The organism is Frankia tisae (genome assembly GCF_025403405.1).
Lineage (GTDB): Bacteria > Actinomycetota > Actinomycetes > Frankiales > Frankiaceae > Frankia > Frankia tisai.
Window position 1 is genome coordinate 19,672 of the sequence record NZ_JANEZT010000004.1, and the last position, 25,304, is coordinate 44,975.

Sequence of the window (25,304 nt, forward strand, 5' to 3'; positions counted from 1 at the left end):
GGGGTGAACATTCCGCTGTTGCCGCCCGGGCAAACGGGCCGATCGGCCCCCTTGCGGCTCAGTCCTCGGCCCGCTCGGACGGCCCGTTTCCCCGTTCTCCAGGCGGCACCGCGGACCATGCCTCGACGTGCCGGGTGAGCCCGTCGCGGGCGCGAGGGTCGGCGACGTGGGCGATGATCTTCCGGGCCTGCTCCTGCACGCTCTCCCCCCACAGCGACGCGGTGCCATGCTCGCTGACGATGTAACTGTGCTGGAAGCTCGTCGTCGGCTCGCCCAGCGCCGCCACAACCGTCGACGTGCCCGACTTCGCGTGCCAACTCGGCAGCGCGATCACGGCGTGCCCGCCTGGTGCATGCAGGGCGCCGGCGACGAAATCGGGCTGCCCACCGAAGCCCGACCACGCCCGGCCCCGGATGTGTGCGGCGTTCACCTGCGCGTGCAGATCCACCTGCAACGCGGTGTTGATCGACGTCATCGCCGGCTGGCGGGCGATCGTGCCCGGATCGTTGACGGTCTCCGTGCGCAGCAGCCGCACCCGCGGGTTGCGGTCCACCCAGCCGTACAGCTCCGCCGAGCCGAACAGGAAGCTCGTGACCAGATCGGCGCCGGTGTCGAGAGCACCGGTCCGGTCGAGGGCCAGCACACCGTCGGAGAACGTCTCGGTCCACACCCGCAGCCCGCGGCGGCCGCTCAACGCGGCGAGCGTCGCGTTCGGCACCCCACCGATCCCAAGTTGCAGGGTCGCCCCGTCGCTGACCAACGCGGCGACCCGCTCCCCGATCGCCCGTCCCACCTCGTCGACGGGCCGGACCGCCGGGTGCGGCAGCGGCTGGTGCGCCTCCACGGCCAGGTCGACGAGGTCCAGGGGCAGCTCCCCGTCCCCGAACGTGTAGGGCATCGCCGGATTGAGCTGGGCGACAACCAGCCCGCCACCGGCCCGCGCCGCCTCCACCGCCGCCGGCAGGATGTTGACCTCGGTGCCGAGTGACACCCGCCCGTTCACCGGCGGGCTGGTGTGCACCACGACGACGTCGGGACGGTACGGGCCGGCGAGCAGGCGAGGAACCAGGCTCAACCGGCAGGGCACGTACTCCAGCGTCGCCAGCCCCCGCATCCCGGGGCCGACGAACGGCGTCACGTGCGCCACCCCCGGCCGCACCGGCAGACCCGGCTGCGGGTTGAGCACGAACAGCCGATAGGACTCCACCGCCTCGTCGACGACCCGCAGGGCCACCGCCGGGCTCGCGAAGTTCCCCGACGCCACCACCACCGGCCGCCGCCCCCCGGCCCCATCACCGCGACCCGCGAGATGCCCCGCTACCAACCCTCCGAGCACCGATGTGCTGACGACTCGCATAACCCCATCGTCTCGAAACGCGTTCGCGACGAGGCAGGCACCCAGCTTCAGCCGCCCGTAGCCGAGACCCCCGCCGCTGCCAGCGGGATCGTCCCGTCAGATTCGCCGGCGTTGGCACGTTCGCCGTCTCGACCGCCCCCGGGCTGCGTGCCAGAGTCGGCTTGGGGAGGATGCCGACAGATGATCGACCACAGGGTGCGGGTGCATCGCAGTTCGGAGCGGTTGGAGCGGCCGGACCAGCTCGCCTGGAAGATCGCCGCGGTGGCGAGCGACCCGGTCGAGGTGCTGCCCGAGGTCGCGGAGATGACGGTCAACCGGGTGATCGACAACGCCGGGGTCGCGGTGGCGTCGCTGCGCCGCGCGCCGGTCACCGCGGCCCGTGACCAGGCGGTGCGCCATCCGGCCCCGCCAGGCCGCGCCGGCTCGACGGTGTTCGGCCTGGCAGGGCAGGTCCGGGTGTCACCGGAGTGGGCAGCGTGGGCGAATGGCGTGGCCGTGCGGGAGCTGGACTTCCACGACACGTTCCTCGCCGCCGAGTACTCCCATCCCGGCGACAACATCCCGCCGATCGTCGCCGCCGCGCAGCACCTCGGCCTCGGCGGCCGGGAGCTGATCCGTGGGATCGTCACCGGTTACGAGATCCAGGTAGCCCTGGTCCGCGGCATCTGCCTGCACCAGCACAGGATCGACCACATCGCGCACCTCGGCCCGTCGGCCGCCGCCGGCCTCGGCACGCTGATCGGCCTGCCCACCGAGGTTGTCTACCAGGCGGTGCAGCAGGCGCTGCACACGACGACGACGACCCGGCAGTCCCGCAAGGGGCAGATCTCGAGCTGGAAGGCGTACGCCCCGGCGTTCGCCGGGAAGGTCGCGATCGAGGCGGTCGACCGGGCGATGCGCGGGCAGGGTGCGCCGTCACCGGCCTACGAGGGCGAGGACGGCTTCATGGCCTGGCTGCTCGACGGGCCGGACGCCCGGTACGTGGTGTCGCTGCCCGGACCGGGCGAGGCCAGGCGGGGCATCCTCGACACCTACCCCAAGGAACATTCCGCCGAGTACCAGAGCCAGGCGTTCATCGACCTGGCCCGCCGGCTCGGCCCCCGCCTCGGCGACCTGACGAGGATCCGCCGGATCACCCTCCACACCAGCCACCACACCCACCATGTGATCGGTTCCGGCGCGGGCGACCCGCAGAAGTACTCGCCGACGGCCAGCCGGGAGACGCTCGACCACTCGATCCCCTACATCGTCGCCGTGGCGCTGCAGGACGGCGCCTGGCATCACGAGCGATCCTACGCCCCGCAGCGGGCAGCCCGGCCCGACACCGTCGAGCTGTGGCAGAAGATCGTCACGGTCGAGGACGAGGAGTGGACGCGCCGCTACCATTCGACCGACCCGGCGGAGAAGGCGTTCGGCGGCCGGGTCGTCGTCGAGCTGGACGACGGCGAGACCGTCGTCGACGAGATCGCGCTCGCCGACGCCCACCCGCTCGGCGCCCGGCCGTTCGGCCGGCCCGAGTACATCGCGAAGTTCCGCCGGCTGGCCGCGGGCGTGATCTCCACCGAGGAGCAGGACCGCTTCCTCCACGTCGCCGTCCGGCTCCCCGAACTGGCCCCGGACGAACTCGGCGGGCTCACCCTGGTACCCGAGTGGCCGCTGGGCACCGGCGAGACGGCGGGGCTGTTCTGATGCTGCATGCCCGTACTCCCGCCCACGTCCGCCGGGCAGTGCTGCGTGAGCAGCTCGCCTCGGGTCGGCTGCTGCGTTTCCCGGGGGCGTTCAACCCACTGTCCGCCGTGCTCATCACCGAGCTGGGCTTCGAGGGGGTGTACGTCTCCGGCGCGGCGCTGTCCGCGGACCTCGCCCTGCCCGACATCGGCCTGACCACGCTCACCGAGGTCGCCGGCCGGGCCGGGCAGATCGCCCGGGTCACCGACCTGCCGACGCTCGCCGACGCCGACACCGGCTTCGGTGAGCCGATGAACGTCGCCCGCAGCGTCCAGATCCTGGAGGACGCCGGCCTCGCCGGCTGTCATCTCGAGGACCAGGTCAACCCGAAGCGCTGCGGCCATCTCGACGGCAAGACGGTCGTGCCCGCCGAGGAGATGGCCCGCCGGATCCGCGCGGCCGTCACCGCCCGCCGGGACACCAATTTCGTCCTCTGCGCCCGCACCGACGCCCGTGGGGTCGAGGGGCTCGACGCGGCGCTCGACCGGGCCCGAGCCTACGTCGACGCCGGCGCCGACATGATCTTCCCGGAGGGACTGGCGGACGCCGCCGAGTTCGCCGCCGCCCGCGCGGCCGTGGACGTGCCGATCCTCGCCAACATGACCGAGTTCGGCACAAGCGAGCTGCTGACCACCGCGACGCTCGCATCGGTCGGCGTGAACGTCGTCATCTACCCGGTGACACTGCTGCGCCTTGCCATGGGCGCCGTCGAGGACGGCCTGCGCCGCCTCGCCGCCGACGGCACCCAGGCCGGACTCGTCGACCGGATGCAGCACCGGTCCCGGCTCTACGAACTCCTCGACTACGCCGCCTACAACACCTTCGACGACGGCGTGTTCACCTTCCACATCCCAGGCACCCCCGGTGCCGGGTGACAAGGTGGCGTTGACCGTCGAGCCACCGGAGGACAACTCCGGCCGTCGCGGCGGACTGTCCCGTCCCGGCGGGGTGACATCGGCGTCCCCCGTCGGGACGGCGGCTCGTACCGCGCTGCGACTCTGACCGGGCGGAAGAAATGCGGTCCGATCCGGTTCAGTGCCCCTGGGCGGGGACTGTGCTGGCCACGCCGGCGGCCAGCACGGCCAGCACGGCCAGCACGGCCAGCACGGCCAGCACGGCCAGCACGGCCAGCACGATGATGCCGCTGATCTGCCCGGGAAGGTCCAACCCGCTGCGCTGCTTGCGCGCGGTCTCCGGCGCCAGTCGCACCGTGATCGCACCACTCGGTCGCGGACAGCCTGGCCGGCGCGGGGGTCGGTCTGTTGCTCATGTGAGGCTGGATCCTATGGTCCATCCCATGCCGAGTATGAGCATGTCGGTGCGGGCAGAGACGCTGGAGGCCGCGCGGGCCGCGGCTCCCGCACACGCGCTGATCGTGTCCGCCCACATGTACAACAACGCCAACACCGGCCAGACCGCCGGATCCATGGCGAGCTTGTCGGGCTGGGTTGTTCGGTCGGGATTGCCACCATCTGGAGGATCCTGCACCGCGCCGGCGTCGGCCCTGCACCGCGGCGGGCAGACGGCTCTTGGCGGACGTTCCTGTCCGCGCAGGCATCCGGCCTGCTGGCCTGCAATTTCTTCACCGTCGACACCGTGTTCCTGCAGCGGGTCTACGTGTTCCTCGTCGTCGAGCGCGCCACCCGCCACGTCGATGTCCTCAGCGTCACGAACCATCCGACCGCAGCCTGGGTCACCCGGCGGGCGCGGAGCCTGCTGATGGGTCTCGAGGAGCACGGCCGCCGGTTCCAGTTGCTCCACGCCGACATCCCCGCCTGGCGACGACGCCGCACCAGCCCGAGAGTCACCACCCCGAACCGATCATGAGCGCGGCGTAGTCTCCCACGATTTGTCCCAGTCTCACATGTTCCACCGCAGCGGCCAGCCACGGTGCCATGACGGCCGAGACCAGATCGTTCGGTTAGGCGACGACGAGGATGAGGAAGAGCGTTGCCGCGAGCAGGGTTGCTACCGCAAACAGCGCGTTACTGGCTGTGGTGCCAGGCGCTGGATGCCAGCGTTCAGCACTCTTGATGTTCAGGACCCGGTGCAGTCCCTGGCCGGTGTCAGGCATTCCGCTCTCCCGGTAGGCGCATCGTGCCAGGATATATCTGGCCGGAGTGTCGCCTCGACGTTGTCCTCGCGACAGCCCGCTCTGTTCTCGAAGGAGGGAAGGTCAGCGAGAAGCCCAGTTCAGGGCAGTGGGCCCTGAACTCAGGTGCGGGGGTGGTTGAGTGCTGCGTGCCAGCGTGCGTCTGATCGGTCGGCCAGTCCAGCGCACGGTCGCCTTTACCTCGTTCGTCTTGGCTGCTGTCAGCGGCTACTACGGTCTGGAATCCTCGGGCTCGAGCGGGACGTGGCTACGTGTGATCGGGGCGATGGCCGCGCTGGTTCTTACCGGCAGCCTCCTCGAAGCAACAACGATCGATCGTATCCGTAAGCTGCGCCGGGAGATTACCGGCCTTCGCACCCAGATGGATCACGAGCGCGAAGAACACGAACGCCAGATGGCGACCTATACGCGTTCTATCGCCCGTATCGCCGACCGCGAGAAATTCCTCTACAATGAAGAGGTGCATCTCACTGTCGAAATTGGAAGAGATGCCGCCGAAGACCGGATCACGGAGAGGCGGACCACAACTCCGCGTCCATTTCTATCACATCGGACGCTAGGTCTTATCGTCCCCACGGGACAGAACAAAGTCCACAAAGTCCACGATCTCGATCTCACGTGGAATTGCGTGGACCGGGCGGTCAATATGGACGTACTTCCGATTGTTGAGGTTTCCGGAAAGACAAAGATACTGCTGATTTTCTATCCTGGGCTCGGCGAGACATTTGAGTGGATCTTGTCGTACCGGCCGAAAGGATTATGGGACCCACTCCGAGAGAATGGATCCGACTATCTAGCCTGGGATGGGCGCGCCCCGCACGGGGTGAACGAAAGATATATTTCCAGATTCTCCGTGTCGTTCATCTTTCCGGAGGAACATTTCCGCGTGGGTGTACTGGGTAATCGAGGTGTCGGGTCGGATCCCGAACGGCTCCCGACGGGACAGTGGAAGATCGACTGGACCGACCCACACCCCACTGCTTTCCGCTATACATGGGATATCGTCACCAGCCGCCCCACCGGTGGTGGAGGCTAGGACAGCCGCTGGCCGCCCTCACCCCCCTCGACGTGGAAATGGCAGCCGAGAGCCACGGCGCGATCAGCTTCGATCATGTTCGTCATCGAAAGGTCCCTGTCCTTGAAGACAACGTGGGGTGAGGCTACTGGTAGGTCCCACCGAGCCTAGCGAGCCCGCTACAGGAGCGCGCGCCCACCCTTGCCGTGTCGTTGCTCCCACTACGCCATCGGGCAGGCTCGCGTGCCCGGCGCCCTGCCCCACCACGCAATCACGACGCCCCCCTGCCAAAAAGTCTAGAATCACGCTGGTTTCCCTAGGGTGAGACGCATCTTTTCGGTATGCGAGAGCTGGGAGAGCCATGGCAGACGGGTTGGAAGGCCAGACACTCATCGTCGAATCAGCGGGGGCGCTTCCTGGGGCAGGGGCAGTCGGCGAGCTTGTCCTGGCCAGCGGCGGGGTCGGCGTGTTCCGTCACGCCAACACCAGCCGGGCGGTACGGATCATTGCCGGCGGCTCGGAGAGCTTCGACGGGCAGCGCCTAAAGGTCGTTGTCACCGCCGTCGGTCCCGCTACGGACGGGCTTGTCCACTCGGAGTTGGCAATTTTTGACCACGACTGGGACAACGGAGGAGAAGGGAGTAATGATTAGGTGTACCGAGATGCCTCCGGGAAGGGTTAAATCACTCTCCCGGTCAGCGGCCTGCCTCGGGGCAGGCCGTCGCCACTCCCGGGCCTGTACCGCCCCTTCCCCCAAGGGGGTACTCAAAGCTCCGGCGTGTTGAGCCCGGCTTACGCAGTCCGTGGCCACACGAGCCGCCGGAGCTGGGTCACGAGCTGGGAGAACAGGCGCGGGGCGACCGGAATATGACCGGAATCCGCCATGGCAATCATCTGCGCGACGGCGACCCCGGGGTGCAAGAAGTCGACCTGGGCCCGTGAGCTGGGGCGATGCGGCGGTATGGGGCTGGCGACATGATGGTCAGCTATGTCCATCCGCCTGCTCTACCTGATCTTCGTGCGGGTGTGCGGCTGGCTGGTCCTCCTCGACCGTTCGTCGACCTCCGAAAACGTCGAGTTGCTCGTGCTGTGGCACGAGGTCGCGGTGCTGCGCCGTACCCAGCCCAGGCCCTGGTGAGACTGGGCAGACCGGGCGGTCCTCGCCGCATTCATCCGACTCCTGCCCGCAGCGGACAGGACAACCACCGACCAGCACGGAGATCGCCGCGCTGATCGAGCGGCTCGCGACCGAGAACACGACGTGGCGGCAGTTCCTGCGCACGCGGGCATCGCCGATGCCGACATCACCGCCATCAGGATCCCACCCCAGACGTGCGCTCGCCAACGCGCGCAGAACACTCCCAACCAACCCTGCCGATGCTGCCCTGGGTCATTCCGGCGCGGGAGAGAGGTGGGCCGCGATGACCTGCCAGCGGCCGTCGTCGTGTACCCAGGTACGGGTGTAGTCCATGACGACGGAGACATCTTCTCCGCCGATGCGGGCAGTGATCGCGGCACGGACGAAGGTGACTCCGGTCGCGCCGTGGAGCAGGGAGTGCCGGCGCAGCTCGGCGTACGAGATCACGGCGAAGGCACCCGACGCGTAGCCCGCGACGTCCTCGGCCTTGCCGTGGAGCAGACCGTCGTGCCCGCGGGCGACGAGATCGTCGTGCAGCACGTCGCCGAGCCCCACGGCGTCGTTGGCGGCTACCACGGACTGCAGCAGGTCCTCGGCCCGTTCAAGACCGGCGAGATCCGCAGACTGTGCCATCGTCATGATTCTGAGCCTCCCGCAACGGCGAACACCACGCCCCCGGGTCCACCGTCGGCGGAATCGAGAGGCGCTCGGCGGAGATGATGCCAACTCAGTAGCTGTCAGTAGCTGTCAGTAGCTGAAGGTCGTCGCGCCGTCGTCGCCAATCCAGTTCCACATCGGGATCGTGCCGTTCAGCTCCGCGCCGTCGATCAGCATGCCGGCGTCGATCTTGCGTGCGTCGACGCAGATCGGACACACGAAGTAGCGGCCACCGGCGATCCTGTATCGCTCGACAAGCGACTCCAGCGGTGGGCAGCCGGCACAACCCTCACCCTTCGCGTTACCGGGCAGTGCGAGCCGGACCGCCTCCTGGGTCAGGAACATGAGCGTCTCCTTACCGGTCTCCGCGGCACCGACCGCCACGAGAAACGCGACGGTGACCTTCTCGAGGTCCTCGAGACCCGTGGTCAGGCTGATGACCGCCTTGCTCGCCATCGGCGAACCCTCCTTCAGCAAGTTTGAGAACGAACGTTCGTGTTTACTGTGTCAGAGTACGAACGATCGTCTTGTGCGTCAACTAGGATGCGGGGTCATGGCGGAGAGGGCAGCGCACACGCGCCAGCGACGAGCCGACGGGGAGCGCACCCGCGCCGCGATCCTCGACGCGGCGGTGAGGCTGTCGACCGTCGACGGCCTCGAGGGCCTGAGCATCGGCAATCTCGCCAAGGACCTGGGCATGAGCAAGGGCGGCGTCTACGCCCACTTCGATTCCAAGCAGGACCTGCAGCTCGCCACCGTCGAGGCGGCTGGCGCAGTCTTCCGGTCGGAGGTCATCGAGCCCGCGCTGAAGGCCGACCCCGGTGTGCCCCAGCTCCTCGCGTTCTGCGATGCCTACTTCGATCATCTCGAGCGGCGGGTCTTCCCCGGCGGGTGCTTCTTCGCCGGCGCCGCGCTGGAGATGGGGACGCACCGCGGACCGGTGCAGGAGAAGGTCGCCGAGTTCCACTCCGGCTTCGTCCAGCTCATCCGCGACTTCGCGCGAACAGCGATCGGACTCCGGCAACTGCCGTTTGATGAGGACCCGGCAGCGCTCGCCCTGGAGCTCAACGGCACGCTCCTGGCAGCCGACACGAACTTCGTGATGTACGACGATCCCTCGGTACTGGACCTGGGCCGCCGGGTGGTGCGCCGTCGCCTGGGCCTCGCCCAGGCCCCCGATGAGGAGTCGTGATGAGTTTCTATGACGACCAGGTGCTGCCCCGCATCGTCGATCTCGTCCTCGGCCGGCCGGTAGAGGAGGCCAGGGCGCGCGTCGCGGCCGGGCTGTCCGGCGAGGTCCTGGAGATCGGCTTCGGGTCGGGACGCAACCTCGCGCACCTTCCAACGGGAGTCACCCGCCTGCTCGCGGTCGATCCCGCCGCCGTCGGACGCACGCTCGCCGCACCCCGCATCGCCGCCGCACCCGTCACGGTCGAGTTCATCGGCGACGACGGTCAGGCGCTGCACCTTCCGGACGCGTCGGTCGACCACGTCCTCACCACCTGGACACTGTGCACCATCCCTGACACCGAACGGGCACTGCGCGAGATCCATCGCGTACTGCGCCCCGGCGGCACACTGCACTTCACCGAGCACGGCCGCTCGCCCCGGCCCACCGTCGCCCGCTGGCAGGACCGGCTCACCCCCACCTGGAGCAGGATCGCCGGAGGCTGCCGCCTCAACCGCCAGATCGACGACCTGGTCGAGAAGTCCGGACTGGCCCTGGAGTCGGCCAGCACCCATCCGATGCGCGGGACAGCCCAGCTCGGCTTCGCCTACGAGGGCATCGCGTCGAAACCGACCTGATGCCCCAAGCGCGCAGGTAGGGAGACGCCGCCTACGGGCGCAAGAACAATGGTCGAGACCCCAAAATTGCAGAACGTCAGCCTCGGCATTAAGCCCAGCAATACCCGGCGCTCCTACCAGGCGTGGGGAGCCTGGGTACAGCAAAGTAAAAGGCCAGCTCACAGGCCAAAATCCGATTTTTGGAGCCCCGCAGCGCCAGCGACCATTCCGGGAAGTAGGAGCCGGCCCGCGACTTCGGAATTGCGAGATCAATGGTTCCGGCTCAGGTATCCCACTCCCGCATCCGGTAACCGTTACGGCGGTTCGTTCGATCCGGCCCGTCAGGGTTGATCGCAGTCGGACGCGCGGCCATCGCGTTTCCTCCTCACCGAGTCCTTGGCCGTTCTCGAACGAGGATCACGCGGTGGTCGCTCTACATCACGGACCGCCGTCTCATTGAGTCACTAGATCACCACTATCCGTGCGCCACGTACCTGGAGTGCACTCCGGGCTACAACGGCCCGGCTGGCGGGGACCGCTCGGTCCGCCACCACCGCGCTGGCGGACGCACACGGCATCCACCCCGCCCGCCAACCGCCCAGCCGAACGGCCCCCGTCCCGCCAAGCGACGACACGGCCGAGCGAAGGCCGAGCGAAGGCCGAGGTCGCAGCCCGATTCCGAGCCGAGACCAGAGCCGGGCCATGGACCGAAGCCCGGACCGACCAGAGCAAGGACCGAAGCCGAGGCCCGGGCCGGCGGCGGGAGGCCAATGCCGGAGACGCGTCTGGTATTCCTGGCAAAGCCGGTCTTTAGCCGATGGTAACGATTCTCACAGTCCGCCCGCCCCTCTGTTCGTCCGGCAGGGGACGAGTAAGGGTATTGGGGGAAACTCCGCATCTTCACACCCCGATCCCTCCCACGGATTCCGTACGTCTAAATCAGAAGGTATTGATGCGTCAAGGTCCTCTTGCTGGCAGATACGCTGCTTCCGCAGCCATGGTGATATTCGCGCTTATTCCCTACCTGGCTCTGTCGGCCGCGCTGGAGCCGTTGGCGCCGATCGTCGCCAAGCAACTGCACATGAGCGCGCAGACGATGAGCATCAGCTCGGGCCTGGGCAACGCGGCCTACGCGCTGGGGACGGTGCTCGCCGTCCAGCTGGGTCTGCACCTGCCGCAACGGCGGATGCTGCTCGTCTACGCGGTCGTGCTCGTCGTCGGATCAGTGCTGACGGCGGCGGCGCAGGACGCGGCCATGTTCATCGTCGGCCACCTGATGCAGGGCCTGGCCACCAGCATGCTGCTGATCGCCGCGGCCCCTGCGCTGGCGATCGGCTACCCGCGCGAGAAGCTGCGCACCACCGTCATGATCATGAATATGGGTATCTTCGGCGCGGTCGCGCTCGGCCCGTTCATCGGTGGTCTGCAGGCTGACGCCGATGCCTGGCGACCGCTGTTCTGGATCGTCACCGGGGTCTCGGTGCTGGCGCTGCTGCTGGTCGTGCTCACCTTCGAGGACTCACCACCGGCGAACCCCGATGCCCCGCGCGACCTGCCGGCGATCGCGCTGTCCGCGGTCGGCAGCCTGGCGGCCTTCCTGGGCGCGTCCGAACTGACCAGCCACAGCATCCTGGACGTCGAGGTGATCGCACCGCTGCTCGGCGGGCTGGCACTGATCGTCGTCCTCGTCGTCTACCAGTACCGGGCCTCGCAGCCGCTGCTGATGGTCCGGGAGATGCTCACCAGCTCGATTCCGGTCGCGGGCGTGGTGATCGCGCTGTTCGCCGCGGCGGCGTCGGTGTCCGCGACGGGGCTGACCGCCTCGGTGCTCGCGGAGACCTACGGCCCGGTGCGCGTCGGGCTGCTCTACCTGCCCGAACTCGGCGGCGCGGTGATCGCCGCGGTCGCGTTCGGCTTCGTCGTCACCCGGCGTTCCGTGCACTACATGCCGCTCGTGGGCATGGTCCTGCTCGCCGCCGGAATTCTGGTCTTCTGGTTCGCGATGCCGGCGAGCCAGCCGCTGGCGCTGGTCGGCTCGGGACTGACCGGGCTCGCCCTCGGCGCCACGGTCGCCCCGGCGTTGTTCGTGGCCGGTTTCTCCCTGCCGTCCGCCAACCTTCAGCGCGTGTTCGCCCTGGTCGAACTGCTCCGTGCCGTCGCGGCCTTCATGATCGCGCCGATCTTCGCCCATTTCGCGGCCACGGTGACCGGCGACCTCAACGAGGGAACGAACATCGCCCTGTGGATCGGCCTTGGCCTGGCCCTCGCCGGCGGTGCCATCGGCGTCGCGATCTACGCCCTGAGCGGTGCCCGCGCGCAGACCCCCGACGTCGACACGTTCCTGGGTGCCCTGCGTCCGGCCTGGTACTCTCCCCCGCTGCTGGCCAGAGTCCGCCGAACCCCCCACATCGATGATCTGGACATCGCCCTCCCCGTCCCGGAAAGCGTCGACTGACATGACCTCACCCCACACGGACGCCGTTCAGCCCGGTGACCGAGCCGGCCGCACCGGCCCGGTGCTGTTCGCCTATGACGGCAGTGACGTCGCCGGTCACGCCATCCAGTACGCCGCAACGCAGCTTCCGCCCGGACGCGAGGCGCTCGTCGTGTGCGCCTGGCAGCCGGCCGATGTCGGATTCACCCCGGTCGGCTCGCAGCATTTCGACGCGAACAATGCCGCCGAGGTCGAGAAGGCCGCGGCCGGCATCGCCGCGCACGGTGCCGACCTCGCGAACGAAGCCGGATTCCGCGCCCAGAGCACCACCGTTCAGGCCGCACCGACCTGGAAGGGCATCATCGCCACCGCCGCCGAGCACCAGGCGGAGCTCATCGTTCTCGGCGCCCATCGGCACTCCCGGCTGGCCGGCCACCTGCTCGGCAGCGTGGCCACCTCCGTCGTCGCCCATGCCGCCGGCGCCGTCCTGGTCGTCCACCAGCGCGACTGATCCGAGCCGGTCAGCGCAGGCAGTCGCAGAGAGCGGCAGAGCCCCGCACCCTGGATGGGGGTGCGGGGCTCTGGCCTGTCTCAACCAGAAGCTCGCGACCCGTCGGGCCGAGTAGCCGCGCCAGGCCCGCGAGGTGCCGGGCCCGGCTACCGGCCGCAGAGGACCAGGTCCAGCAGGTCGTCGATGCCGGCCTTGATGCCGGCGACGCTGTAGCCGCGGTAGGTCCGCTGGTAGGTGATCAGCGTGGCGGCGACCGCCGCGAGCAGGGCGTCCGCGACGTAGGCGGCGTTGGCGCGCGGCTTGATCTGGCCGATCAGGTAAACCAGATGGACGCGGTGGAACGTGTAGGCACCGGTCTCGTACCTGACCGTCGGCGAGCTCGTCTCGGCGCTGACGAGCAACGCCCGCTGGGTCTCGACCGCGTCCACCCGGGCGTGGAGGAAGGCGCGCAGCCGCTCGGCGGGCGGCGCGCCGGGGCCGAGCGGCGGCGGGCCGTAGACGAACCGTTTCTGCAGCTCCAGCTCGAACAGGCCGACCACCGCGTACACGAGGCCGGCGCGGTCGCCGAAGCGCCGGTAGATGGTGCCCACACCGACGCCGGCCGCCCTCGCCACGTCCTCCACCGAGAACACGCCCTCGGTCGCGACCAGGCAGCGGGCCGCCTCGAGGATCGCCGCCCGGTTGCGCGCGGCATCGGCGCGCTCCACGACGAGGTCCCCCAGCAGCGGCAGTTCGGTTCCGGGCCGCGGCCTGGGCGGCCCTACCTGCTCAGCCATAGTGATCCCAACTTACCGGAACGGCTTCCGGATAGTCCTTGCATCCGGAATGCCTTCCGGTTAGCCTCGACCGGAACCTCATCCGGATACCCAGCCGGCCCTTCGGAGCCCGGCGATGGACGAAAACGACCCCCGGCGCTGGCCGATGCTCGCGACCCTGCTCTCCGCGACCTTCATGCCGGGATTCGACGCGAACGCCGTCAACGTCGCCCTACCATCGCTGCACCGGGAACTGGGCGCGGGATCCGCCGCGCTGGAGCTGGTCATCGGCGGCTACCTGTTCACCTACGCATCGTTCCTGATCACCAGCGGGCGGCTCGGCGACATCTTCGGCCACCGCCGGCTGTTCATGACAGGCATGGCGGGCTTCGCCGTGACGTCGCTGCTGTGCGGTCTCGCCCAGTCACCGACACAGCTCGTGGTGGCCCGGCTGCTGCAGGGCGCGACGGCCGCCGCGATGGTTCCGCTGTCGATCGGCCGGCAGAAGGGCTGGCCGGTCTGGGCCTGGGCCTGCCTGATCGCCGCCGTTCCGACGCTGGCGCTGGCACTCGGGTGGGAGCGTCGGCAGGCCGCGCCGCTGGTGAACCTGGCGCTGTTCCAGCGGCGTTCGCTCGGCATCGGCCTGCTCATGTACGTGGCGTTCATGTCCTTCTTCGTCAGCATGACGTTCGCGCTGTCACTGCTGCTGCAGTCCGGTCTCGGCCTCAGCCCGCTCGCCGGTGGCCTCACGTTCGCGCCGTTCGCGCTGCTGGCGATGGTGGCCGCGCTGCTGAGCGAGAAGATCACCGCGCGGCTCGGCCAGCGGGCGCTGACCGTCGGCGCGCTGCTGAGCAGCCTGGGCATGTTCGGCCTCGGCCTGGAGATGGTCGTCCTGCACGGCGACATCACCGCAGCCTGGATGCAGCTGCCGCTGTGCGTGATCGGCCTGGGCAACGGGCTCATGCTGCCGTTGTTCGTCGGCGTGACGATGTCCGACGTCAAGCCGGCCGAAGCCGGGTCGGCATCCAGCCTGCTCACGACCACGCAGCAGTTCTCCGGCGCGCTCGGCCTGGCCGTGATGGGTGCCGTCTTCTTCGCGGTGCTGGGCAACCACACCAGCGCCGACGGCTACGCCTCCGCCGCCGCGGTCGTGATGTGAATCGGGATGGGCCTGCTGCTTGGGCTCGCGGCGCTGATGCTGGCCATTCCCATCCGCCGGCCGGAGCCCGCCGCGAAGTCTCAGGCCCGGGAGCCGGAGCAGGAGCCGACGCCCGAACCGGCAACCGCGCCGGAGCCGTCCGAAGCAGTCGCCTGACTCGAAACTGGGAGAAAGCTCGATGCGTGGATTCATCACCGAACCACCCTGACCGCTCGGACCGCTCGGACCGCTCGGGCCGCGGAGCTGCTGGCGGACCTCGCCGAACCCGACCAGCACCTAACGCCAGCCGTAGCGCTGATGCAGCCGGTCCGTGACCTGCTCGAACGGCTCGCGCGGCAGGGCCGTCGACTCTCGGCGCATCCCGCCCTCGTGCACCCGGATCACCCGATCCAGGTTGACCCAGGACGGTCGGTGCTCGCTGTCCCACCCGCCCGCGCCGACGGGCACAAAGTCGCCCTCGCCGTCATGGTCCTTACTGGTGAGCTGCACGGCCAGGTAGGTGCCCGCGGATTCGACGGCCACCACGAGCACCGGCCGATCCTTGCCCCGCCCGTCGTTCTCCTCGAACGGCACCCACGTCCAGACGATCTCGCCGGGATCCGGGGCCCCGTCCGACTGCGGCGCGTAGCTCATCCGCACCGGCCCGATGCGACCCGGATCGACCTCCCTGGTGGCGTCCGGCCCGGACTCGCCCGGCGAGACCTCCGCATTCGCGCCGGACGACCGCGCCCGCTCCCGGGCCGGGCGAGGGCGCGCGGCTGCCCCCGAGGGCGAAGAGGAGGACGAAGAGGGCGAAGGGGCCTTCGGTGTTGGTGCCGACCGCCGCCGACCTTCCCGTCCCGCCTCCCGCAAGGGTGCCTCACCCTGGCGGCGGCCGCCCGTCACCAGGTCGGACACAATCTTGACCAGATCCCCCAGCAATCCCATGCCGCCACAATAATTGGACGCCGCTGCTGCATTCGCAGCTCGACGCCGTCAGGTCGCCGGGCCCGCGCGAGCGAGGCCGCGACGGCGGCCGGGAAGCTGGACGGCAGGCGCGGGGATCAGTTACTCGCCACGGTCGCCGCGCCGTTTCGCCAGCTCGATCGTGACTCGCTGGCCCGGCCCGGTGGAGCTGCCGACCTCGCCGGCCAGCGCGCTCAGCACGGTCCAGGCGAACGTGTCCTTCGACGGCGACTCGCCGTCGAGGCTGTCGACCGAGACGGTCACCCGTATGAGGCCTGGCGACAACGTGAAGACGCACTCCAGGGCCGATCCCGGGACCGCGGAGACCAGCAGCAGGGCGGAGGCCTCGTCCACGGCGATCCGCAGGTCCTCGATGTCGTCAAGGGTGAAGTCCGCCCGCGCGGCCAAAGACGCGGTCGCGGTGCGCAGGACGACCAGGTAAGCGCCGGCGGCAGGGATGGTGAGCTGCACCACGTCGCGTGGGCCGCCACCGCGGACATCGCCGGAGTTGCCCATGCCATCGGCTGACGGCGTCGGATCCACGTTCTACCCCCAGTGCTGGGTCGTTCCGGCTCCGGGACTCGTCGCCGGCATTTGGTATCGGCATGCCCAGAATCAACGGTGACCAGTGTTTCCCACGGGTGCCGACACGGGCCCGAGAAGGTGCGCGTGCCGAGGTGGATGCTGTTGGCGGCAGTAGCCGGTAAGGGGCTGTGGCTGGCCGTGCGGGGCTGCTGGCGGCATCGGGTCGCGGTCGCCGCGGCCGTCGGTGTGCTGCTGTTCGTGCACCGGTTCGGCCTACTCGGCCTCGGCCTGCTGCTCAGCGGCCTGGCGCTGGTCACGGTCGAGTGGCGGGCGCACGGCCGGTCGTCAGGAAGCGGCAGAGCCCCGCGCCTTGGATGGGGGTGCGGGGCTCTGGCCTGTCTCAACCGTGCGTGCGCTCGGAGGGAATCGAACCCCCAACCTTCTGATCCGTAGTCATCAGAGCGCTGTCCATGGCCGTCCGCCGCCGTTCATCGACGCAGCTTGGGTACCCGACGACGTCCACCCTCGTCCACTGGTGTCCACCTCGGTTGCAGTACAAAGGCAGTACGGCGCCTTCCGAGTAGGGGTAACGGTCCGTGTCCGGCGAGGCCGACGAGCAGCCGAAAGTACGTCAGGTAATTGGATCGGAGCTTGAAATGATAATCGCTTCTGACAATGACCTCAGCAGAGGCAACTCTCGGCGCAATCTATTGGCATGATCGAAAGGGCGATATCTTGGCAGATCGTTATTTTTTGAGTGCACAATTGCATTTCTAGTTTTATACACCCGCCGCGCAAGAGAAGTAACGATTTTTGTATTTTCTGCTTCGCCAAATGGAATGACATCACCTTCCGAAAAGTCAATCTTGTTCGACTTATAGTAGGCGATTGCAGAGCCATCTAGCGACGATATTGATTCAGTCAGTTCCGCGATGTCAACATACCTCGAAACTACAAGCTCTAGTGCTTTTTGTTCGTTTACCGGCGTAGCGTCATCGCGCTGCTCTCGAGTTAGCTTCGATACGAGCTTTACGAGCTGTGCAATATCAAGTTCGCGATTTGCGGAGAAGGATGGTGCCTGTATTTTCTTTCGAATCTGACTTCTAACTTCTTCGTTATAGATTTGCTCAAAGAAATGCTCCGCGATGTGGTAGTAGCTTAAAAAGCTGACCATCGGCTCCCTCGATGAAACGGCTAGCAGGTAGTGATGGACAAGATCGCGACTATAGGCGAGGCGCGGGGGTTCAACGTCTTCGAGCGCCACCCTCCGACGCCTTGTTGTCCGAGTGCGCCGAGCTGGGAAATCGTCGAACTCTGCCATCGGAGCGCAGGCTATGTTCATATTGTAGGCGAGCTGAAACAGTGCCGCATCTCCAAGTTCGGACATTTTCTTAACCGAAGCTGGATTTTTGCTTGCGACTTGCAGGGAGATGTATCTGAAGTAGACCCTCAGGCCATCAAATATCGATCCTTTAATTTCTCCCATATATGTTCTTACGCCCAATGTCATCAACTCTTCTTGATTGAGGGCGCCGTCTTGCGCTAGTTCGCAGATCCTCCAGGACAGGAATTTATCCGTAGGTTCGCCGAGCCGGTAAGAGTACCCGCTTGCGCTGTCGTGCAGTTCTATAGATTTTCCACGACGTATGGCAGGCGGACGGATGCCGGCACTTTCTTCGCGCACAAGTATTTCTAGACTTTGGTGCCAAGAAACTGACGCTCCCGGACCGGCGGTGGCGACGTCGGCGAACTCCAGCATTAGCTGGAGATGGTCATCGGATGTTCTTAGTTCGTAATCCTGCCCCCTCGTATGCCATTCTTTTTTGGATTCGACAAACTCTGTCGACCCTCCCATTAAGGTTGATGCAAATTCCATGAAAGCTTTCGCGTCGATCATTTGAGCCCCCGCCTGTCCAGCTTTTATTCTACGATAATCCTCGGAGAGTCCTTCGCTTGTAGTTTCGCCCTTTCTATTCTTCGCTGTCGAGGCGCGACGACGCCGGCGAGCATGGCGCGCCAGCGCCACGCGCAGCCGCCGCGCGGCGCGGCTGTCCCGCTGACCCTCTTGATCCTAAAATGAGGGATTCGGCAACGCACGGCCTTCGGCTTCGTCGCCCGGTCATTCGGTTCATGGGCCTGAGCCGCCCAGGACCGGGCCACCCGGCCAAAGTTCGGCGAGGTCGGCGGGGGTGAGGGGCTGGTGGTAGGCGGTGCGCAGGACGGTGGTGATGGTGTCGGGGGTGGCGGTGTCGGCGAGGGTGACGAACCAGTCGATGCCGGCGGCGTAGGACCACAGGTAGGAGCGCAACAGGGGGTCGGCTCCGCGGTCGGTTAGGGCGTCGGCGATCGTGTCGTCGGTCCAGAACGGGACGCGAGCGTGGGCATGGGCCACGCAGTCGGCGATGGACCTACCGACGTTGATGGCCTGGTGGAGTTCCGCGCGGACGAGCTGAAGGTAGTGGTCCAGACGAACGCGGGCGGCCACGGCCTCGTCGTCAGGCGTGGCGAACAAGGGTAGGGCCTGGGCCAGACCTTCCAACAGGACCTGTTGTTGAGCGTGTACCGCCGTCACCCGGATCCAGTCGACGTCATGAGTCGCCGCGACGGTGGCCCAGTTCGCGGTCTGCAGGGCGTGGCCGAGGATTTCGTGAAGGGCGAACTGGCGTAGGCGGACCTCGGTGAAGTGGGCGTGGCGGCGGTTTAGACGAAGGCGGACCTTGGTGCCGGCGCCGTCGAGCCAGTAGGACCAGTAGGCGTCGATGTCGACGCTCTCGATGGTCAGGTCGTAATCGGTGGTGGCGCCGGTGATGCGGCGCACAGCGGGTTCCAGGTCGGCGGCGGCGGCACGCATCAGGTCGGCGACCTTGTCCTCGGACACCCGTCCTTCGAGCCGGTCGAGGTCGCGGGCGGTGTCCGGTCCCCAGGACACGCCGAGGCTTTCGATGGCGGCAATGGCGCGGTTTCGGCAGGCGGTGACGTGACTGTCGGGCCATCCGGCCACGCCGCAACCCTGGGTCGCGCGGACGTAGGCGTCGAGGGGCTGGCGTTCACCGAGGAGGGCTTGCAGGTAGGCGAGGTGGGCGCCGATCCGGTCGGCGAACCGCTGCTCTCCTTCGGCGACGGCGCGGTGGTGCAGGTCGGTCAGTCTCTCGTGGGCGTCGAGGCGGTGCGCGACCGGAGCCGGAGCGGTGTCAGGTGGCGCGCAGTCGAAGTCCACGACCGGCGGGCAGCCGCGGGCGCGCTCGTAGGCGTCCCAGGCCCGCAGCGTGGTCTCGATATCGTCACGCAAGGTCATGGTCGGCGTCCCATCGCAGTGTCACGGCCTGGCCGGCGGTCAGATGCTTGCGGGTCAGGTCGATCACGACGCGATCAGCGTCATTGCGCCAGGACAGTCCGTCGAGCGCGGAGAGTTCCAGGCCGTCGGCGCGTTCCTCTACCGCGTTACAGCCGAGCAGGCGGCGCACGCCGGCCTGGCGGACAGTCAGGACAAAGGCATCAGTAGGGCGGGCGATGGACTGCCGCCAGTAGAGCTCGTCGACGAACCGGCCCTTCTCGCAGGTGTAGCCGATCGTGGCCGACTCGCCGGGCTGAAGCGCAGGGAAGATCTGACAGGCGAACTTCGACAGACCGGGAATGTCATGCACCCGCTGAATGATCACATTGTGGTTCGGCGACGGCTGGGCCTGGATGTCGAGGATGTCGTCGGTGTGCTTGAACCACAGCTCACGGGCAAGCCGGGTGATCGGAAGCGAGCCGACGTTCACCAGTTCGTGTTCGTAGGTCAGATGGGCCGCGCCATCCGCGGCGATGTCGATGGTGACGGCCAACCGCGTCTCCCTCGCGCCGTACGCGCCGGAGGTGGCGGCAGCGCCTCCCTCTCCTGGTGCCGCCTGGCTGGGCAGGCTTCCCACCCGTGTGATGGGCGATGCGCTGGTCGATGATCCCGACCCGGCGGGAACGGGTGGCGGGCTGCTGGTCTCCCAGGGGCGGGGCGCGAGCAGGAAGTAGGCGCCCGGGATGCGCAGCGCGTCGGCGATGCGCTCCACCAGGGTCAGCGACGCGATGCGGCTTTCCCCGCTCATCACCCGGCTGACCCGGCTCTGCGTGAGCCCCGGGACCGGCGAGGACACCCGGTCCTGGCTCGCGCCGTCGTACTTCCGCATCAACCGGAAGATCACCTGGAAGTCGCGGGCCTCGCAGGCGGCACGGAACTCGCCGCGGGCAAGCAGCTCGGGAGAGACGGTGTAGGGAGGAGCGGGCTGGACCATCGCCGGTCTCCTCGTCTCCGGGCCGACCTTGTCCCGGTCAGCGGTGGTGTGGTCAGGCTGCTACGCAGAGACTAGCGCCGTCATACCACGGTGGTATGGACAGTTCGCCGCTCTTCTGCCGCTCACGCGCCCGGATAACGCCGGCCAAGCGCTCGCCGGGTGGTTCGCCCGCTCACCGCCCATGCGTCCTGTGCCTTGCCATCGTGACCTTCCGCGCCTGCCAGGCGGTTCGTGAGGCTTGTTCATGTGCCCCCCGCCCCGCGTCGAGTCCCGACCTCCGCGGGGCGGGGCGGCGAACAACGAACCCGGTGTGGCCCAGGTGGGAGGAACATGGTGGGACGGACAGACGCGGGCGCGGGACGCGGGTCGATTGTGCGGGGGCCGTCGCGGCGGGAGCTGCTGGGCGCCCGCGTGGCCGGCGACGGCGGCTCGGGGTCCGGTGGGCCGCCGCTGGCTCCTGGCGGGGGCGGTGTGCATCGGGTGCTGTGGGCGGTTGTCGTGCGGGGGCCGCGCGGCGCCCTGCTGGGCGTGATCGGGTTCTTCGCGACGCGGGCGGCGGCCTGGGCCTACATACGGGATCGACACTTCCCGGGCGCTCTGGTACTTCCGGCCATGCCTGCCGGGGCGGAGCTGACCGGATGACCGCCGATCAGCAGGCCGTCGAGCAGGACACGACGGACCCGATACCGGGCGCGTCGTTTGACCTGTCGGTGGCGCACCCGGCGCGGATGTATGACTACTACCTCGGCGGCAAGGATCATCTGCCGGCCGACCGGGCGGCGGCGGAGCAGGTGGTGGCGGCGTCGCCGGACGTTCCGCTCGTCGCGCGGGCGAACCGTGACTTCATGACCCGGGCGGCGCGGTTACTCGCGGCCGAGTGCGGGATCCGCCAATACCTCGACGTCGGAACTGGCATTCCCACGAGTCCGAACCTGCACGAGGTGGTACAGGCCGTCGACCCGACGTCCCGGATCGTCTACACCGACAACGATCCGGTGGTCCTGACGCACGCCCGCGCGCTGCTGACCAGCTCGCCGGAAGGTCGCACGGCCTACCTGGATGCCGACCTGCGCGACCCGGCGCTCATCCTCCGCGCCGCGGAACTGCGCGACGCACTCGACTTCCACCGGCCCATCGCGCTGTTCCTCGTCGCGGTGCTGCACTTCCTGACCGACGACGACGGGGCGCACGCCCTGGTGCGCTCGCTGGTCGACGCCCTGCCCTCCGGCAGCTACCTCGTCGTCTCGCACGCCACCGGCGACCTCGCGCCCCGCAACGTCGGCCAGATCGTCGACACCTACACCGCGACGGCCGCGCCGCTGGTGCTGCGGGGCCTGGGGGACGTGTGCCGGTTCTTCGCGGGCACGGAGGTCCTCGGTCCGGGCGTGGTGCGGCTGCCGCTGTGGAAGCCGGACGAACCGCCAACAGGCATTGACAAGGTCTGGGTCTACGGCGGCGTCGGACGGAAGCCCTGATCCACCCGTCCGCACGCGACGGGTTCTCCCATACCGAACGAATCAGTATCCGAAACAGCGCACCCCATGAACGTGGCCGGTCTCCGTGATCGCTCCACCCCGGCCGCTGCGGTCCTGGGCTGACCGCACGCATCGGCCACGATGGGCCGAACCCTGATGACGGGTTCGGCCCATCGGCGTGTTCAGGTCCGATCCGGCTCGCCGGACCTGCTGATCGTTTCCTCGACCGCGGCAAGCCGGCGGGCGATCTCGCCAAGACGGTCCTCGACACGGGCGAGTGCAGCGAGGATCTCCCGGCCAGGGTCCCCGGTCGGCTCGCTGCCGGTGGGCGTGCCGGCCAGCAGGACGTCGATGAGGTGGTTGTCCGGCCAGTCCAAGGCGCGGGCGATCGCGGTGAGGGTCTTGTTCTGCACCCGCCGGCCGGCGCCATGCTGAAGCTCGCGCAGCGTCGAGACCGACACCCCGGACTCCCGCGCGAGGTCCTGCTGACCGATGCGGCGCCGGGCCATCCGCTCGTTGAGCGCCACGGCGACCGCGGCCCAGTCCTCACCGTCCGCCGGACCACGAGTGCGATACACCCGCAGGGTTTTCCGGTCAGCCATGCGCGCATATTAGCGGCCGGTCGAAACGGGAAGCGGCACCGCCTGCGCGTCATATCACCATGACATGACCCTATGCGTACCGCATGGGCAGCATCTCAAAGCTGCATCCAACGCTAAGTTGGCGGTTGATGCGCGCTTGCCGAGCGGAGCACTGTGTATCCGGCGGCCGGAACCACCGGCCGGCTCGACGGAACACGGCGAGTGGAGGAAAACACGGTGGCGGTTCCGCAACGTATTCCGGTGCGATTCGAGGACGTCTTTCCGCAGGGGGCGTACGTGCTCGCGGTGGAGGCGGCGAACGACTTCGAGAAGGTGAAGGCGGGCCTGGCGGACGTGCAGGCCCGTGACAAGGGCAACGGCGAGCGGGTCTGGTCGGTGCGCGTCCTGGACGCGGACCCGGCGGCACGCAAGTCCGAGGTGAAGGTGAAGATGACCGGCGAGACTCCCCCCGATCTGCCGGACATGCTGCCGGGGACACCGTTCCGGCCGGTGGTCTTCGATGGTCTGCTGGTCGTCCCCTACGTCGACTCCAACGGCGCTCGTCCCCGCCAGGAGTACTCGCTGCGGGCCTCGGCCATGCGGCCGGCCAACACGGGCCGGCGCCCGGCGGTGGCGGCATGACGGGCCGGCGAGGTCCGGCGATCGATGGGGTTCGATCGGCAACCCACCTTGGCCTGCACGTGGGTGCGGACTGGTCGGTGGCCTGCCACACCTACGCCGACCGGTCGCCGATTCTGACGGTCCGGCTCGGGTTGGCATCGGTGACGGTGTCGGCGCTGTCAAATGCGGTCACCTCGGACCATGTTGATTTCGCCTATGCGTTGATCGCGGCGGTGAACGACTACCTGGTGGAGTGCGAACGCATTCGATTCACCTCCGAGGATGCCGCCGATCCGGCGGAACCCCGGGCAGCGTAGCCCGCACCGGCCGGTTCGCCTGGGCGGCCCGGACCCTCCGGTTTCCGGATTCCGGGCCGCCTGGACCCCCTTCTTTTCACCACTTCTTTTCCCTCTCCTGATTTCGTGCGCTCGAAAAGCGGGTGGTATTGCCATGTCCAGAATCAACGGTGACCAGCGTTTCCCGCGGGTACCGACCCGTACCGAGAAGGTGCAGGTGCCGCTGTGGATGCTTCTCCTGGCCGTGGCCGGCAAGGGGCTGGTGCTGGCGGTACGCGCGTGCTGGCGCCACCGGGTCGCGGTCGGCTCTGTGGTCGGGGTGCTGCTGTTCGTGCACCGCTTCGGCCTGCCTGCCCTGGGCATCCTGCTCGGCGGCTTGGTGGTGCTCGGGGTGTTGTGGTGGCGGGTGCATGGCCGGTCGTTCTGGCCGGTGGCCTGGTGGGTGTGGGGCCGCGCCCGGCTGACGTTCGTCTACCAGCGGCGGTGGAAGCCGGCGATGGTCCACACCGACCTTGCCATCCGCATGCCCGCGTCGACCGGCGACCAGGTGACCTTCGACGAGTATTTCCCCCGGATCCGCTCCATCCGCTCGTCGCGGGCGGTGGACGTGCTGCGGGTGGAACTGCTGCCCGGTCAGACCCCGGCGGCGTGGGCGGAGCAGGCCGAAGCGCTGCGGCACGTCTTCCGGGCGCGCCGCTGCCAGGTGCATGCGGAGGCGTTCCGGTTCGTGCGGGTCGTGTTCCACCGGCATGACTCGCTGACCCGCCCGGTTCCCCCGGCCGGTCTCGATGACTCCGACGGTGCCGGCCCTGACCCGGCCGGCGCTGCCGGTGACGGTCCACGTTCCGACCGGTCGTCGCGTGTGGGTGAGTTGGTGGCGGGCCTGTCGGCGGTGCCGGTGGGCCGCTGCGAGGACGGATCCCCCTGGACGCTGCCTGTGCGTGGTTCGCATGTCCTGATCGCGGGGGCGACCGGGGCGGGCAAGGGCTCGGTGCTGTGGGGGCTACTGCGCGGCCTGGCACCGGCGGTCGCCGCGGGGCTGGTGGAGCTGTGGGTGTGTGATCCGAAGGGCGGGATGGAACTGGCCTTCGGCCGTCCGCTGTTCACCCGCTTCGCCACCACCACGGACACCATCGCCGATCTCCTCGACGACGCCGTTCACCGGATGCAGGACCGTACGGCCGCGCTGGCGGGCACTACCCGCCTGCACCTGCCGACCCGGGAAGAGCCGCTGATCGTCGTCGTGGTCGACGAAATCGCCTCACTGACCGCCTATGTGACCGATCGGGAACTCAAGAAGCGGATCGGGGCGGCGCTGCCGCTGCTGCTGTCCCAGGGCCGCGCACCCGGGGTGGTGGTCGTGGCCGCGGTGCAGGACCCGCGCAAGGAGGTCCTGCCGTTCCGGGACCTGTTCCCCGTCCGCGTCGCGCTACGGATGACCGAAACCGACCAAGCCGACCTTGTGCTCGGTAACGGCGCCCGGGAACGCGGTGCCCGCGCCGAGGAAATCCCCCGCGCGCTGCCCGGGGTCGGCTACGTGCTGCACGACGGCAACCCCGACCCGATCCGCGTCCGCGCGGGCTACGTGGATGACGTCGAGATCGGCCGAGTCGTCGCCCACTACCGGCCCGCATCCGCGGCCGGCGGCTGGACTCCGGACGTGAGCAACTACCTCGACGGCGACTCCGACGCGTTCGACGGCCTCGACCAGGCCGCGTGAGCCGACCGGACCCATCGCCCCCGGCGGATCCGGACCCCCGCCAACCGCTGCCCTCCCTGCCGGTCTGCCTGACCTGCGGGCATCCGCGGATCGCGCACGGCCGGCGGGGCTGCCGGGCCGACGTTGCCGGTCTGCGCTGCGGCTGCACCCGCTTCACCATCACCCCCGACTCCTCGGAGGAATCCCCCTGTCGATGACTCCTCCCACCTCCACCCCCACCC

At 68.4% G+C, this 25,304-nt stretch carries 27 protein-coding genes and 4 pseudogenes; 17 read left to right on the forward strand and 14 right to left on the reverse strand.

Annotated features, from left to right (window positions below; genetic code table 11):
- Window positions 1–58: 58 nt before the first annotated feature.
- The gene (locus tag NBZ85_RS00925; protein WP_261556474.1) at window positions 59–1,357 is read right to left on the reverse strand and encodes an acetyl-CoA hydrolase/transferase family protein; all 1,299 of its coding nucleotides are present in this window, start codon (window positions 1,355–1,357) and stop codon (window positions 59–61) included.
- A 180-nt stretch (window positions 1,358–1,537) separates the two neighbouring features.
- Between NBZ85_RS00925 and NBZ85_RS00930 the strand changes: the two genes are divergently transcribed.
- Together NBZ85_RS00930 and prpB are read left to right on the forward strand one after the other, a co-directional pair.
- Window positions 1,538–3,046: an MmgE/PrpD family protein gene (locus NBZ85_RS00930; RefSeq protein WP_261561364.1), complete on the forward strand. Its 1,509-nt coding sequence runs from the start codon at window positions 1,538–1,540 to the stop codon at window positions 3,044–3,046.
- Window positions 3,046–3,960, forward strand: a complete 915-nt coding sequence (gene prpB / locus NBZ85_RS00935; protein ID WP_261561365.1) for a methylisocitrate lyase — start codon at window positions 3,046–3,048, stop codon at window positions 3,958–3,960. Before NBZ85_RS00930 ends, prpB begins: the two co-directional genes overlap by 1 nt.
- Before the next feature lie 157 nt (window positions 3,961–4,117).
- Here the strand turns inward: prpB and NBZ85_RS00940 are convergent, their stop codons facing one another.
- From NBZ85_RS00940 to NBZ85_RS00950, 3 genes are all read right to left on the reverse strand, one after another.
- Window positions 4,118–4,294 carry a hypothetical protein gene (locus tag NBZ85_RS00940; protein WP_261561379.1) on the reverse strand — a complete coding sequence of 59 codons (177 nt, stop codon included), beginning with the start codon at window positions 4,292–4,294 and terminating at the stop codon, window positions 4,118–4,120.
- Window positions 4,295–4,351: 57 nt separating this feature from the next.
- Window positions 4,352–4,846: a hypothetical protein gene (locus NBZ85_RS33655; protein WP_438803057.1), complete on the reverse strand. Its 495-nt coding sequence runs from the start codon at window positions 4,844–4,846 to the stop codon at window positions 4,352–4,354.
- Window positions 4,847–5,006: 160 nt separating this feature from the next.
- On the reverse strand, window positions 5,007–5,159 hold the full coding sequence (locus tag NBZ85_RS00950) for a hypothetical protein (RefSeq protein ID WP_261556477.1): 153 nt from the start codon (window positions 5,157–5,159) through the stop codon (window positions 5,007–5,009).
- A gap of 160 nt (window positions 5,160–5,319) precedes the next feature.
- On the opposite strand from NBZ85_RS00950, the gene NBZ85_RS00955 reads away from it, so the two are divergent.
- The 3 genes and pseudogenes from NBZ85_RS00955 to NBZ85_RS32485 form a co-directional block, all read left to right on the forward strand.
- Window positions 5,320–6,234, forward strand: a complete 915-nt coding sequence (locus NBZ85_RS00955) for a hypothetical protein (RefSeq protein WP_261556478.1) — start codon at window positions 5,320–5,322, stop codon at window positions 6,232–6,234.
- Between the two features lie 340 nt (window positions 6,235–6,574).
- Complete coding sequence (locus NBZ85_RS00960; protein ID WP_261556479.1) at window positions 6,575–6,865, forward strand: hypothetical protein; 291 nt, start codon at window positions 6,575–6,577, stop codon at window positions 6,863–6,865.
- Between the two features lie 336 nt (window positions 6,866–7,201).
- A pseudogene (locus NBZ85_RS32485) lies at window positions 7,202–7,478 on the forward strand (integrase core domain-containing protein); the annotation flags it as partial.
- A gap of 125 nt (window positions 7,479–7,603) precedes the next feature.
- Here NBZ85_RS32485 and NBZ85_RS00970 read toward each other — a convergent pair.
- On the reverse strand, window positions 7,604–7,984 hold the full coding sequence (locus NBZ85_RS00970; protein WP_261556481.1) for a nuclear transport factor 2 family protein: 381 nt from the start codon (window positions 7,982–7,984) through the stop codon (window positions 7,604–7,606).
- A 114-nt stretch (window positions 7,985–8,098) separates the two neighbouring features.
- Window positions 8,099–8,464 carry a DsrE family protein gene (locus NBZ85_RS00975; protein WP_261561366.1) on the reverse strand — a complete coding sequence of 122 codons (366 nt, stop codon included), beginning with the start codon at window positions 8,462–8,464 and terminating at the stop codon, window positions 8,099–8,101.
- Between the two features lie 97 nt (window positions 8,465–8,561).
- Between NBZ85_RS00975 and NBZ85_RS00980 the strand changes: the two genes are divergently transcribed.
- Both NBZ85_RS00980 and NBZ85_RS00985 read left to right on the forward strand, forming a co-directional pair.
- Window positions 8,562–9,200 carry a TetR/AcrR family transcriptional regulator gene (locus NBZ85_RS00980; RefSeq protein WP_261556483.1) on the forward strand — a complete coding sequence of 213 codons (639 nt, stop codon included), beginning with the start codon at window positions 8,562–8,564 and terminating at the stop codon, window positions 9,198–9,200.
- Entirely contained in the window at window positions 9,200–9,814 is a 615-nt protein-coding gene (locus NBZ85_RS00985; RefSeq protein ID WP_261556484.1) for a class I SAM-dependent methyltransferase, read from the forward strand. Before NBZ85_RS00980 ends, NBZ85_RS00985 begins: the two co-directional genes overlap by 1 nt.
- Before the next feature lie 151 nt (window positions 9,815–9,965).
- Here NBZ85_RS00985 and NBZ85_RS00990 read toward each other — a convergent pair.
- A pseudogene (locus tag NBZ85_RS00990) lies at window positions 9,966–10,130 on the reverse strand (transposase); the annotation flags it as partial.
- A 660-nt stretch (window positions 10,131–10,790) separates the two neighbouring features.
- Here NBZ85_RS00990 and NBZ85_RS00995 point away from each other — a divergent pair.
- Together NBZ85_RS00995 and NBZ85_RS01000 are read left to right on the forward strand one after the other, a co-directional pair.
- Window positions 10,791–12,248, forward strand: coding sequence for an MFS transporter (locus tag NBZ85_RS00995; protein WP_261559446.1), 1,458 nt, complete (start codon window positions 10,791–10,793; stop codon window positions 12,246–12,248).
- 1 nt (window position 12,249) lies between these two features.
- Window positions 12,250–12,738: a universal stress protein gene (locus tag NBZ85_RS01000; RefSeq protein WP_261559447.1), complete on the forward strand. Its 489-nt coding sequence runs from the start codon at window positions 12,250–12,252 to the stop codon at window positions 12,736–12,738.
- A gap of 146 nt (window positions 12,739–12,884) precedes the next feature.
- Here the strand turns inward: NBZ85_RS01000 and NBZ85_RS01005 are convergent, their stop codons facing one another.
- Complete coding sequence (locus NBZ85_RS01005) at window positions 12,885–13,514, reverse strand: TetR/AcrR family transcriptional regulator (protein ID WP_261561367.1); 630 nt, start codon at window positions 13,512–13,514, stop codon at window positions 12,885–12,887.
- 115 nt (window positions 13,515–13,629) lie between these two features.
- On the opposite strand from NBZ85_RS01005, the gene NBZ85_RS01010 reads away from it, so the two are divergent.
- Together NBZ85_RS01010 and NBZ85_RS01015 are read left to right on the forward strand one after the other, a co-directional pair.
- Window positions 13,630–14,652, forward strand: a complete 1,023-nt coding sequence (locus NBZ85_RS01010) for an MFS transporter (protein ID WP_261561368.1) — start codon at window positions 13,630–13,632, stop codon at window positions 14,650–14,652.
- 6 nt (window positions 14,653–14,658) lie between these two features.
- On the forward strand, window positions 14,659–14,808 hold the full coding sequence (locus NBZ85_RS01015; RefSeq protein WP_261561369.1) for a hypothetical protein: 150 nt from the start codon (window positions 14,659–14,661) through the stop codon (window positions 14,806–14,808).
- Window positions 14,809–14,928: 120 nt separating this feature from the next.
- Here the strand turns inward: NBZ85_RS01015 and NBZ85_RS01020 are convergent, their stop codons facing one another.
- Both NBZ85_RS01020 and NBZ85_RS01025 read right to left on the reverse strand, forming a co-directional pair.
- Window positions 14,929–15,285 carry a type II toxin-antitoxin system PemK/MazF family toxin gene (locus tag NBZ85_RS01020; RefSeq protein ID WP_261559451.1) on the reverse strand — a complete coding sequence of 119 codons (357 nt, stop codon included), beginning with the start codon at window positions 15,283–15,285 and terminating at the stop codon, window positions 14,929–14,931.
- 417 nt (window positions 15,286–15,702) lie between these two features.
- Window positions 15,703–16,140 (reverse strand): annotated as a pseudogene (locus tag NBZ85_RS01025) (anti-sigma factor); the annotation flags it as partial.
- A 62-nt stretch (window positions 16,141–16,202) separates the two neighbouring features.
- Here NBZ85_RS01025 and NBZ85_RS01030 point away from each other — a divergent pair.
- A pseudogene (locus NBZ85_RS01030) lies at window positions 16,203–16,473 on the forward strand (FtsK/SpoIIIE domain-containing protein); the annotation flags it as partial.
- A 280-nt stretch (window positions 16,474–16,753) separates the two neighbouring features.
- On the opposite strand, the gene NBZ85_RS01035 reads toward NBZ85_RS01030, so the two are convergent.
- The 3 genes from NBZ85_RS01035 to NBZ85_RS01045 all read right to left on the reverse strand — a co-directional run bounded on the left by NBZ85_RS01035 (window position 16,754) and on the right by NBZ85_RS01045 (window position 20,390).
- Window positions 16,754–18,148, reverse strand: a complete 1,395-nt coding sequence (locus tag NBZ85_RS01035) for a hypothetical protein (protein WP_261561370.1) — start codon at window positions 18,146–18,148, stop codon at window positions 16,754–16,756.
- A 102-nt stretch (window positions 18,149–18,250) separates the two neighbouring features.
- Window positions 18,251–19,417, reverse strand: a complete 1,167-nt coding sequence (locus NBZ85_RS01040; protein ID WP_261561371.1) for a hypothetical protein — start codon at window positions 19,415–19,417, stop codon at window positions 18,251–18,253.
- Window positions 19,404–20,390 (reverse strand): helix-turn-helix domain-containing protein, encoded by a 987-nt coding sequence (locus NBZ85_RS01045; protein ID WP_261561372.1) that lies wholly within the window; start codon window positions 20,388–20,390, stop codon window positions 19,404–19,406. The genes NBZ85_RS01040 and NBZ85_RS01045 overlap by 14 nt, the downstream gene beginning before the upstream one ends.
- 330 nt (window positions 20,391–20,720) lie before the next feature.
- Here NBZ85_RS01045 and NBZ85_RS01050 point away from each other — a divergent pair, with 330 nt between their 5' ends.
- Together NBZ85_RS01050 and NBZ85_RS01055 are read left to right on the forward strand one after the other, a co-directional pair.
- Window positions 20,721–21,032: a hypothetical protein gene (locus NBZ85_RS01050; RefSeq protein WP_261561373.1), complete on the forward strand. Its 312-nt coding sequence runs from the start codon at window positions 20,721–20,723 to the stop codon at window positions 21,030–21,032.
- Window positions 21,029–21,865: an SAM-dependent methyltransferase gene (locus NBZ85_RS01055; RefSeq protein ID WP_261561374.1), complete on the forward strand. Its 837-nt coding sequence runs from the start codon at window positions 21,029–21,031 to the stop codon at window positions 21,863–21,865. Before NBZ85_RS01050 ends, NBZ85_RS01055 begins: the two co-directional genes overlap by 4 nt.
- A 182-nt stretch (window positions 21,866–22,047) precedes the next feature.
- Here the strand turns inward: NBZ85_RS01055 and NBZ85_RS01060 are convergent, their stop codons facing one another.
- Window positions 22,048–22,467, reverse strand: a complete 420-nt coding sequence (locus NBZ85_RS01060; RefSeq protein WP_261561375.1) for a helix-turn-helix domain-containing protein — start codon at window positions 22,465–22,467, stop codon at window positions 22,048–22,050.
- 216 nt (window positions 22,468–22,683) lie between these two features.
- Between NBZ85_RS01060 and NBZ85_RS01065 the strand changes: the two genes are divergently transcribed.
- From NBZ85_RS01065 to NBZ85_RS01075, 3 genes are all read left to right on the forward strand, one after another.
- Complete coding sequence (locus tag NBZ85_RS01065; protein ID WP_261561376.1) at window positions 22,684–23,088, forward strand: plasmid replication, integration and excision activator; 405 nt, start codon at window positions 22,684–22,686, stop codon at window positions 23,086–23,088.
- Entirely contained in the window at window positions 23,085–23,384 is a 300-nt protein-coding gene (locus tag NBZ85_RS01070; protein WP_261561377.1) for a hypothetical protein, read from the forward strand. Before NBZ85_RS01065 ends, NBZ85_RS01070 begins: the two co-directional genes overlap by 4 nt.
- A 133-nt stretch (window positions 23,385–23,517) precedes the next feature.
- On the forward strand, window positions 23,518–25,083 hold the full coding sequence (locus NBZ85_RS01075; protein ID WP_261561378.1) for an FtsK/SpoIIIE domain-containing protein: 1,566 nt from the start codon (window positions 23,518–23,520) through the stop codon (window positions 25,081–25,083).
- The last annotated feature ends 221 nt before the right edge of the window (window positions 25,084–25,304 follow it).

Bases quoted from the DNA above. Each gene is read 5' to 3' on its own strand.
- NBZ85_RS00925 (WP_261556474.1), bottom strand. From the start codon at position 1,357: ATGCGAGTCGTCAGCACATCGGTGCTCGGAGGGTTGGTAGCGGGGCAT.
- NBZ85_RS00980 (WP_261556483.1), top strand. From the start codon at position 8,562: ATGGCGGAGAGGGCAGCGCACACGCGCCAGCGACGAGCCGACGGGGAG.
- NBZ85_RS01055 (WP_261561374.1), top strand. From the start codon at position 21,029: ATGACCGCCGATCAGCAGGCCGTCGAGCAGGACACGACGGACCCGATA.
- NBZ85_RS00985 (WP_261556484.1), top strand. From the start codon at position 9,200: ATGAGTTTCTATGACGACCAGGTGCTGCCCCGCATCGTCGATCTCGTC.
- NBZ85_RS00995 (WP_261559446.1), top strand. From the start codon at position 10,791: ATGGTGATATTCGCGCTTATTCCCTACCTGGCTCTGTCGGCCGCGCTG.
- NBZ85_RS01070 (WP_261561377.1), top strand. From the start codon at position 23,085: ATGACGGGCCGGCGAGGTCCGGCGATCGATGGGGTTCGATCGGCAACC.
- NBZ85_RS00970 (WP_261556481.1), bottom strand. From the start codon at position 7,984: ATGGCACAGTCTGCGGATCTCGCCGGTCTTGAACGGGCCGAGGACCTG.
- NBZ85_RS01075 (WP_261561378.1), top strand. From the start codon at position 23,518: ATGTCCAGAATCAACGGTGACCAGCGTTTCCCGCGGGTACCGACCCGT.
- prpB (WP_261561365.1), top strand. From the start codon at position 3,046: ATGCTGCATGCCCGTACTCCCGCCCACGTCCGCCGGGCAGTGCTGCGT.
- NBZ85_RS01005 (WP_261561367.1), bottom strand. From the start codon at position 13,514: ATGGCTGAGCAGGTAGGGCCGCCCAGGCCGCGGCCCGGAACCGAACTG.
- NBZ85_RS01000 (WP_261559447.1), top strand. From the start codon at position 12,250: ATGACCTCACCCCACACGGACGCCGTTCAGCCCGGTGACCGAGCCGGC.
- NBZ85_RS01010 (WP_261561368.1), top strand. From the start codon at position 13,630: ATGGACGAAAACGACCCCCGGCGCTGGCCGATGCTCGCGACCCTGCTC.
- NBZ85_RS01020 (WP_261559451.1), bottom strand. From the start codon at position 15,285: ATGAGCTACGCGCCGCAGTCGGACGGGGCCCCGGATCCCGGCGAGATC.
- NBZ85_RS00975 (WP_261561366.1), bottom strand. From the start codon at position 8,464: ATGGCGAGCAAGGCGGTCATCAGCCTGACCACGGGTCTCGAGGACCTC.
- NBZ85_RS01045 (WP_261561372.1), bottom strand. From the start codon at position 20,390: ATGGTCCAGCCCGCTCCTCCCTACACCGTCTCTCCCGAGCTGCTTGCC.
- NBZ85_RS01050 (WP_261561373.1), top strand. From the start codon at position 20,721: ATGGTGGGACGGACAGACGCGGGCGCGGGACGCGGGTCGATTGTGCGG.
- NBZ85_RS01015 (WP_261561369.1), top strand. From the start codon at position 14,659: ATGGGCCTGCTGCTTGGGCTCGCGGCGCTGATGCTGGCCATTCCCATC.
- NBZ85_RS00930 (WP_261561364.1), top strand. From the start codon at position 1,538: ATGATCGACCACAGGGTGCGGGTGCATCGCAGTTCGGAGCGGTTGGAG.
- NBZ85_RS01060 (WP_261561375.1), bottom strand. From the start codon at position 22,467: ATGGCTGACCGGAAAACCCTGCGGGTGTATCGCACTCGTGGTCCGGCG.
- NBZ85_RS00950 (WP_261556477.1), bottom strand. From the start codon at position 5,159: ATGCCTGACACCGGCCAGGGACTGCACCGGGTCCTGAACATCAAGAGT.
- NBZ85_RS01040 (WP_261561371.1), bottom strand. From the start codon at position 19,417: ATGACCTTGCGTGACGATATCGAGACCACGCTGCGGGCCTGGGACGCC.
- NBZ85_RS00960 (WP_261556479.1), top strand. From the start codon at position 6,575: ATGGCAGACGGGTTGGAAGGCCAGACACTCATCGTCGAATCAGCGGGG.